This is a genomic window from Pseudoalteromonas sp. S558, assembly GCF_005886635.1.
GTDB classification, from domain to species: Bacteria; Pseudomonadota; Gammaproteobacteria; order Enterobacterales; family Alteromonadaceae; genus Pseudoalteromonas; species Pseudoalteromonas aliena.
Genome location: NZ_PNDU01000390.1, coordinates 1 through 8,493, shown reverse-complemented (window position 1 = coordinate 8,493; position 8,493 = coordinate 1). Strand labels below are relative to the sequence as shown.

The 8,493-nt window shown below is 40.0% G+C and carries 7 protein-coding genes; 2 read left to right on the top strand and 5 right to left on the bottom strand.

The annotated features are described in order from the left end of the window. Nucleotides 1-46: 46 nt before the first annotated feature. Complete coding sequence (locus CWB66_RS19855) at nucleotides 47-274, bottom strand: hypothetical protein (protein WP_138586710.1); 228 nt, start codon at nucleotides 272-274, stop codon at nucleotides 47-49. 972 nt (nucleotides 275-1,246) lie between these two features. Here CWB66_RS19855 and chrA point away from each other — a divergent pair. After that, nucleotides 1,247-2,404, top strand: a complete 1,158-nt coding sequence (gene chrA / locus CWB66_RS19850) for a chromate efflux transporter (RefSeq protein WP_138586711.1) — start codon at nucleotides 1,247-1,249, stop codon at nucleotides 2,402-2,404. Here chrA and CWB66_RS19845 read toward each other — a convergent pair. The 4 genes from CWB66_RS19845 to speA all read right to left on the bottom strand — a co-directional run bounded on the left by CWB66_RS19845 (nucleotide 2,364) and on the right by speA (nucleotide 7,388). Then, nucleotides 2,364-3,623 (bottom strand): mechanosensitive ion channel family protein, encoded by a 1,260-nt coding sequence (locus tag CWB66_RS19845; protein WP_077536340.1) that lies wholly within the window; start codon nucleotides 3,621-3,623, stop codon nucleotides 2,364-2,366. The two genes, chrA and CWB66_RS19845, sit on opposite strands and share 41 nt — an antisense overlap. Then, nucleotides 3,620-4,540, bottom strand: a complete 921-nt coding sequence (gene yihG, locus CWB66_RS19840; RefSeq protein ID WP_138586708.1) for a 1-acylglycerol-3-phosphate O-acyltransferase, YihG family — start codon at nucleotides 4,538-4,540, stop codon at nucleotides 3,620-3,622. The genes CWB66_RS19845 and yihG (CWB66_RS19840) overlap by 4 nt, the downstream gene beginning before the upstream one ends. Nucleotides 4,541-4,565: 25 nt before the next feature. Then, nucleotides 4,566-5,444, bottom strand: coding sequence for a 1-acylglycerol-3-phosphate O-acyltransferase, YihG family (gene yihG / locus CWB66_RS19835; RefSeq protein WP_138586706.1), 879 nt, complete (start codon nucleotides 5,442-5,444; stop codon nucleotides 4,566-4,568). A 63-nt stretch (nucleotides 5,445-5,507) separates the two neighbouring features. Next, nucleotides 5,508-7,388 carry a biosynthetic arginine decarboxylase gene (gene speA, locus CWB66_RS19830; protein ID WP_077536343.1) on the bottom strand — a complete coding sequence of 627 codons (1,881 nt, stop codon included), beginning with the start codon at nucleotides 7,386-7,388 and terminating at the stop codon, nucleotides 5,508-5,510. A 198-nt stretch (nucleotides 7,389-7,586) separates the two neighbouring features. On the opposite strand from speA, the gene speE reads away from it, so the two are divergent. Further along, nucleotides 7,587-8,450, top strand: coding sequence for a polyamine aminopropyltransferase (gene speE, locus CWB66_RS19825; protein WP_138586704.1), 864 nt, complete (start codon nucleotides 7,587-7,589; stop codon nucleotides 8,448-8,450). Nucleotides 8,451-8,493 lie beyond the last annotated feature (43 nt).

The window sequence follows — 8,493 nt, the reverse complement described above, 5'->3', positions numbered from 1 at the left end:
ATGAATGTCTGCGTAATTGTAATGGCGGAAAATAAAGAGTATTTGCCTAAGACTCTGAATACTTTTTATTATAAGTTAATAACCCAAAGCCAATTGGTATACAGGAAAAACAAAAAGCGCTTAATATTTCAAAGTCTGTAAAAAAGGCTCCAAATATACCAACGACAATCATAATTCGACCGACTAACTTAAACCATGTTTTGGGAAGCAACCATGCAGCTCCCCCACCTAAAAAAAGAGAAAAAACGATTACCCACCAAGTAAACTCATCCATAGAAATTTACCTTCTACTTATATTGATTTCGAGAAATAGTATGTGATTGATATGACTTTTGAGGTCCAATCCCGCCATTTATATAAGCTTCTAATGATATTAAAATATCATCAATATGACGCTGAGGTAAATTATTAAGTGTCAACTTTCGAGCTCCCATACCGGCAGCTGAACCAGCAGCAAAATGAAGTCCTAAAGGAAGTAGAATCTTTCCTACGGCACCGCCAATAGCAGCCCCTATAGTATACCCAATAGCAACTCGTTGAGCATTTAATGCATCAACTTGTACTTAAGACAAGGGTGAAAAAAATTGTTATAGATATAACACAAAGCCTGTCATTACTAATCATTCGATTATATAAACTTATCGCTTTCTCAGCAACGAGTCGATTAAGCTTCGTAAAAGAGCTAAAATTAATGCTATTAAGTACACCAGCAGAATTCGGTTCAATGGGTATATAAAATGATTTACCTTCAATCAAGCTCTTTGCTAATGGTATGCTTGCTTTGTATATCTGCACTTTAGACATTCTAACCTCCATGTAATATATGATTATTTATAATACTATGGACTTTCCAATATAAACCCAATTTACTATTCATTTAAACGGTATACTGAGCTTAGTTAAGCTAAACGGCTAATATAAATATTGTGTCACTAAATTTACTTTTTAAGCTGTGAGTTCATCCCTTTTTATACCTTCACTCGCGTGTCAGTCATTATTCTTGGGCAATGGGCACATTCTGCCCTTTTCTGTTTTCTGCTTGACTTATCGCAATTTGCTATAAGCTCAACACTCTATGCAGCACACGGATTGGAGCCCTATTAGCAACGCCTGACAGATAAAAATAGGCTTATTCAATTTAAAGCAGCGCACTTTAAGTTATATACGCTAACTAATGTGCCATTTTAATAAAAATGTCATACTCCCTTGTGACAATTTAATGAATTTCACAAAGGATATGAGCGCAATGTTGTTTGCTATTTTTAGACATTTTTTTTTACTAGGGTGCATGAGCTTTGGTGGCCCAGCTGCGCATTTGGGTTACTTTAAGCGCCACTTTGTAGATACATTAAATTGGCTAACTAGTGCCCGTTACGCACAGCTTATTAGTTTAAGCCAAGCACTGCCAGGGCCTGGCTCTAGCCAAGTTAGTTTTGCGATTGGTGTTGAGCGGGCTGGTGCATTAGGTGGTATAGCTGCGTTTTTAGGCTTTACGCTACCCTCGTTTTTAATAATGATGCTGCTGGCTATCAGTGCGCATCAGTTTGACGCTGTTTACTTTGCTATTATTGCAGGCTTAAAATTATTTGCCGTTGTTATTGTGGCTGATGCCACGTTTAGTATGGCTAAAAGCTTTTGTACTAGTATTACACTTAAGCTACTTGCGGTAATGAGTACACTTGCTTTGGTGTTGTTTCCGATGCTTGGTACACAAATCGCTATTTTAATAACCGCTGCAATTACGGGTGCAATATGGCCTTTATTAAAACTCGGCTCACCAACTGAAACAGAAAATACGAGTAGCAAAAAAAATAACATCAATTGGATTGCACTGGGGCTCTTTGCACTACTACTAGCCGTTAGCTTTTTTCCTCTAGGTCAAGAATTTGCTTTGTTTACCCCTTTTTACCAAGCGGGTGCAATGGTGTTTGGCGGCGGACACGTAGTACTGCCGGTACTTCAAGCTGGCGTACCAGCATTGAGTGATGATCAGTTTTTAAGTGCTTACGCGAGCGCGCAAGCTGTGCCTGGACCTATGTTTACTATCGCTACTTATTTAGGCGCACAACTTACTACTGAGCAACCTTTAATGGGCGCACTTATAGCTACATTACTTATATTTATGCCTGGCTTTTTACTTATTTTGGCATTTCAGAAGAGCTGGCTTAATTTGGCAAGTAAGCCACGCTTTGCAAGCTCAATTGCAGCGCTTAATGCGGCAGTAGTAGGTTTTTTAGCGGCGGCACTATATTCGCCGATTTGGACTTCGGCTGTGCATAACCTTTGGCAAGTAGCTTTAGTGATACTCGCGTTTGCATGGCTGCGATTTAAAAAGCCACCTATTTGGTGGCTATTAATCGTATTTATTGCTGTGGGTCTTGGCCAGCATTATTGGGCACTTTAATACTAGGCTTATCTATTTGCGGTGTGTTTGTTGGTGGGCTTAATTGCCCGCTAACACTTTGATAAGCTCGTAACCCAAAAATAGGCAATACAGCCAATAAATGATCCATTATTTCGGCTTGTAAGTGTTCGTACGAAATCCAGCGTTTATCTTCACTAAAGCAATAAAACTCAATCGGTAAACCATGATTAAGTGGTTGTAGCTCTCGTACCATTAAGGTCAGTGAGGTATTAATTTTGCTGTGTTGCTTTAAATAGCCTTCGGCATAGCGGCGAAATAGCCCCAAGTTAGAGACAGGATCGGGCAATGTGGTGATGCGAATATATTCGTGTAGCGGGATTGCAGCGTTAATTTGCTTTCTAAACTCGTCACCCACCAAGCAAATGCTATTCATATCAATATTAAGTGAACGCTTAATACGTCGCCCACCGGATTCTTGCATACCTCGCCAATTTTTAAACGAGCCCGCCACCAACATATAAGTAGGAATGGTTGTGATGGTATTATCCCAGTTACGCACTTTTACGGTATTTAACCCTAAATCAATCACCTCGCCATCAGCGCCATAATTTTCTACTTGGATCCAATCACCATACGTTACCAAACGATTTGCAGCAATTTGAATGCTCGCTACAAAGCCTAATATAGTGTCTTTAAATACCAATAATGTAACCGCCGCAATTGCGCCAAAACCAGAGAGAATATAGGTAGGCGATTTTTCCAGCACTATGCTCACAATTAAAATGCCACATACAATAAAGGTAATGAGCTTAACAACCTGAATTAAACCCTGAATAGGCACTTCACGGGCAAATTCAAGCTGGTTATAAATAGCGCCAGCAATACTCACTATGCTGCTTATAATAAAGCCAACGTAGATAATTAATAAAGCCTGCCCTACCGTTTTTAATATTTCGGCGGCCAATTCGTTAACCGGATAAACACTGTCGAAAGTCGCTAAAAACAAAACACAACAAAGCAACCCTGCAATGCGTTTGTTGAGCTTGGTTAACATTGGAGAAAGTGCGCCAATACGCTCAGGAGACAATTTAGTGACAACCTTTTGAATGCCTGGCAGCATTAAACGACGTGTAAACAAATATAAAATGAGTAAAGAGCATACCCCGATTGCTGTGGCGGTAATTGAGCTAAGAAAATTTGCATCGGGTACTTTTTCAAACCAAGGAGCAATTAACTCCTGCAGGTGTGTGTTGGTCATAGTGTTTCAATTTCCTTACTGATTTTTGGCTCTGGTAAGTCTTGTTGCGCATAGATATCGGCAAGTTGCTGATCTTTAGTAACCCATAGTTCATTCACATAATGTTGAAAATTGGCTTTAAATACGTCATCACTTTGATAACTGCCCTGCATTTTCTCATCAATAGGGATAACCTCAATCGACACATAAATAGAATCCAATTCACCTTTTAACAAGTTACGGCAAACATGATCGGTTTTACCGCTGTAAACTAAACTTGTATTGAGCATGGCATCAAATTGATCGGCTAACACTTCAAGTGCAAAAGCAATACCGCCAGCTTTAGGCTTTAGTAAATGTTTAAAGGGACTTTGTTGCAAGCTATGCTTAGCTGGCGTGTAGCGTGTACCCTCTACAAAATTAATGATAGTTGTTGGGTGATGACGAAAGTTACGACAGCTATGCTTGGTACGCTCTACATCCAGCCCTTTGAGCTTAGGATTTTTAGCAAGTTGTGCTTTGCTTACCCGTTTCATAAACGGCATACCCATAGCCCACGCACCAGTGCCTATAAAGGGCACGTATTTGAGTTCATCTTTTAAAAAAAACTTAGGAGCTGGCAATGCATGTAATGAGCTAAGTACGGTTATATCTAACCAGCTTGCGTGATTACAAATCAGTAAATACCAGCTTTTTGAGTTTAAATCGCCACTAATATCAACCACAATATTCGGACAACCTAACCAAAGCCCTAAACGATTGCCGTTACACCAACCACGATAAGCGCTATGCAATACAGAATTAACAATAGATAAAGGAAGCAATAACTTAATAAGGCCCAGCATTAATACCAGCGAGCCAAAAAGTATGACATTAGAAAACAATACACAGCCTACAATTAAGCCGTTAAGCCAGTTTGGTAACCATTTTTTTAGCATAACCGTAAGCTCATATTTTTACCTTTTATTTAGGGATGTTTTCAAGCGATTGTAATGTTTGCTCTTTGTCTTCCCATAAACGATTTAGTTCACTTTGAAAGCGCACTCTAAATTCAGAGTCACCGGTGTAGTCACCGATTAACTCTTCGCTTACCGGCCTTACTTCCACGTGTATGTTAATATTTTTTACTCTGCCACCAGCAAAATCCATAAAAGTAGGAATACCATCAGGGTAATGAATGGTGACATTAACTACTTTAGTTATTTGCTCACCCATTGCTTGCATTACAAACGCGATACCGCCCGCTTTTGGCTTGAGTAAGTGTGGAAATGGGCTATCTTGACGCTTGTGTTTGGACGCTGTAAAACGCGTACCTTCCACGAAGTTAACCACACTTACCGGCATTTCTTTGAATTTTTCGCAAGCTTTACGCGTTGTTTCTAAATCTTTGCCACGTAGCTTAGGATTCTTTTTTAATTGGCTTTTACTGGTACGCGTCATAAATGGGAAATCAAGCGCCCACCAACATAATCCTAAAATAGGCACGTAAATAAGCTCTTTTTTCAAAAAGAAGTTTAAAAATGGAATTTTACGATTAAATACGCGCTGCAATACTAAAATATCGACCCAGCTTTGGTGGTTTGCAATAACCAAATACCAATCTTTTAGCTTAAGATCTTCAAGGCCAATTACGTTAAGTTTTGTTGGCGTAAACAACTTTTGATTTAAGCTATTAAAGGTAACCCAAACAGTTGCGAATTGCTTAGCAGCCCAGCTCATTATTTTTTGTAATGGCTTGATTGGAATAAGCTTTATAAGCCCACAAATAAAGATAGGTACAAACCAAAAGAGTGTGTTTATTGCGTACAAAATAATACTAAGTACACCGCGAATAACTGACATTACTTCTACTTCCTTTAAACATGGCGCAGCAACTTTATTGCTGCGCTTTAAGTTGCTTACAAATTAATCTTCAAAATAAGTATAACCTTCAAGGCCTGCATTAAGCTCAGCTAAGTAACCTTCTTTACACTGCGTCGATACATCAAGCTTATTAACTTGATACGCAAAGTTATCGGCTAAAATGGCGCTATCATAGTCAACAAACTTTAATACATCCTTAACGCTATCACCTTTTATGGCATTGGTTAATACATAACCATCGTCGTTAAGCTCCACATGCACAGAATCAGTATCGCCAAATAAGTTATGTAAATCACCTAAAATTTCTTGATACGCCCCGACCATAAACATGGCAATATGATATTGCTCACCGTGCTTATATTCTGGAATTGGTAAGCTGGTTTCAATACCCGCTCCTTCAACGTATTCACGGATTTGCCCGTCAGAATCACAGGTAATATCTTGAATAATCGCACGTTGCGTCAATGGTTGAGTTAAATTTTCGATTGGCATAACCGGAAATAACTGCTGAATACCCCACACATCTGGCAATGACTGAAACAATGAAAAATTAACAAACAACTTATCAGCCAACTTTTCGTTTAAATCATCGAGCACTTCTCGATGAGCACGCGCATTATTACTAAGCGATGCACGTACACGATGTAAAATAGTAAAGTAAAGCTGCTCTATTTTCGCCCACTCTACCATGCTCACTAAACCATGCACGTATTGATCGTGCGCCTCGCTAAATAGGTGCATAGCATCGTGATAAATTTCTAGCGCCATACGCGGATTTAAACGCTGTAAACACTGCCACATTTCATCGAGTACTAATGCACTGTTTTCAAGCGGTGCTTCTGGATTTAAATAATTTGGCGCTTTTTCTACATCAATAACATCGGTAATTAACACGGCATGATGGGCGGTTAATGCGCGACCTGACTCGGTGATAATAGCCGGATGCGTAAGGTTATGCTGGTCGCACACTTCGGCAAATGCATTCACTACGTTACGCGCATACTCTTCTACGGTGTAATTCATTGAACATGCACTACGCGAGCCAGAGCCCTCGTAATCAACACCTAAGCCGCCGCCCACATCAACCGTATTTAACGGTACGTTTAATTGTGTAAGCTCAGCAAAGTGGCGTGCACATTCACGTAAAGCACGGTGAATATCGCGAATATTGGCAATTTGAGAACCAATATGAAAATGCACCATTTGCATTAAGTGCAATTTGTTATGCTTTTTAAGCACTTCAACAGCGCTTAGCACTTGACCCGCTGTTAAACCAAACTTGCCTTTTTCGCCACCGGTATTTTGCCATTTGCCTTTACCGACTGAATTTAGGCGAATGCGAATGCCAATAGCAGGCTCAATGCCTAGGTTGTCTATTTCTTCAAGTAGTGTGGTCAATTCTGAAAGCTTTTCTACCACAATTTTTACGCTGTGCCCCATTGCTTGACCAATACACGCTAAGCGTAAAAACTCACTGTCTTTATAGCCGTTACACACAATAGTAATTGGCTCTTTTGCTACACCCAAAATGGCCATCAGCTCTGGCTTTGAGCCTGCTTCTAGGCCAACAAGTCCGCTTGGGTGCGCTAATAGTTTACTGACTACGGAGCGCTGCTGATTTACTTTAATTGGGTAAACGCAGGTGTATTTACCATTGTACTCACGATTTGCTCGTGCTTGCGTAAATGCATTTGTGAGCGTGTCTACACGGTTTTGTAAAATATCGGTAAAGCGCACTAAAACCGGCAACGTTAAACCTTGTTGTTTAAACTGCTCAGTTAATTGCGTTAAAGAAATGGCCGGTTTTGTTTGGTCGCCATCTGGGTAAGCCACCAGTTCGCCTTGTGCGTTAATATCAAAATAACCATCACTCCAATGAGCAACGTTATAAGTGGCGCGTGCTGTTTCTAAACCCCAGGTCATGGCAACTCTTCTTTAGTCAATTAGGTATAAAGGCGCATTTTAATACGTCACTATCCACTAGGCTAACAAAAATTGAACTTTCACTCACTCCTAACTAACTTTATTCGTTAAATCAGTTAAAATGTCGTTGAGCAAAACGCCAAGCACTGGCAGAATTGCCCCTTTTTCATACTCAACCTAAAAAGTGTAATAGCAACTATGGCAAATTTAGATCAAAGTAAGTGGTTTACTGAAATTAGCGACCGCGATGGCAGCGCATTTTCATTACGTATTAACAAAAAGTTAGATGAAAAACAGTCTCCTTTTCAAAAGGTAGAAATGTTTGAAACCACAGACTTTGGTAATTTAATGATCATCGACGGGTGTACTATGGTAACAACCCGCGAAAACTTCTTTTATCATGAGATGATCAGCCACCCTGCACTTTTAGCACACCCAAACCCTAAAAACGTGGTTATTATTGGTGGTGGCGACTGCGGTACTTTACGCGAGGTATTAAAACACCCAGGCGTAGAAACTGTAACGCAAATAGACATAGATGAAGTAGTTACGCAAATGTCGTTAAAGTACTTCCCAGAGCTTTGCGAGTCTAACAACGACGCCCGTGCAACAGTGATGTTTGACGACGGTATTAAATATATGCGCGAAGCGGCTGGCGAATCCATTGACGTGGTTATTGTTGATGGCACAGATCCAGTAGGCCCAGGCGAAGGTTTATTTAATCATGCATTTTATACAAGCTGTTTAAATGCACTGCGCCCAGGTGGTATTTTAGTGCAACAAAGTGAATCACCACTTATGCATATGCCATTATTAGTTGAAATGCGCGAAGCAATGTTAAGCGTAGGCTTTAACGATTTACAAACACTGCCGTTCCCGCAACCAATTTACCCAAGTGGTTTATGGTCAGTAACACTTGCACGTAAATCACAAGCATTTGACGGCTTTAGAGAAGACGGCGCAGCACAAATAGCCGAGCATAGTGAATACTACAACAGTGGTATTCATCATGGCGCACTCGCGACACCTAACTACATGAAACGCGCGTTTGATAAAAAATAATCTATACCCATTTTATTAAACTAAAAGGGGAGCTTTTAAAAGC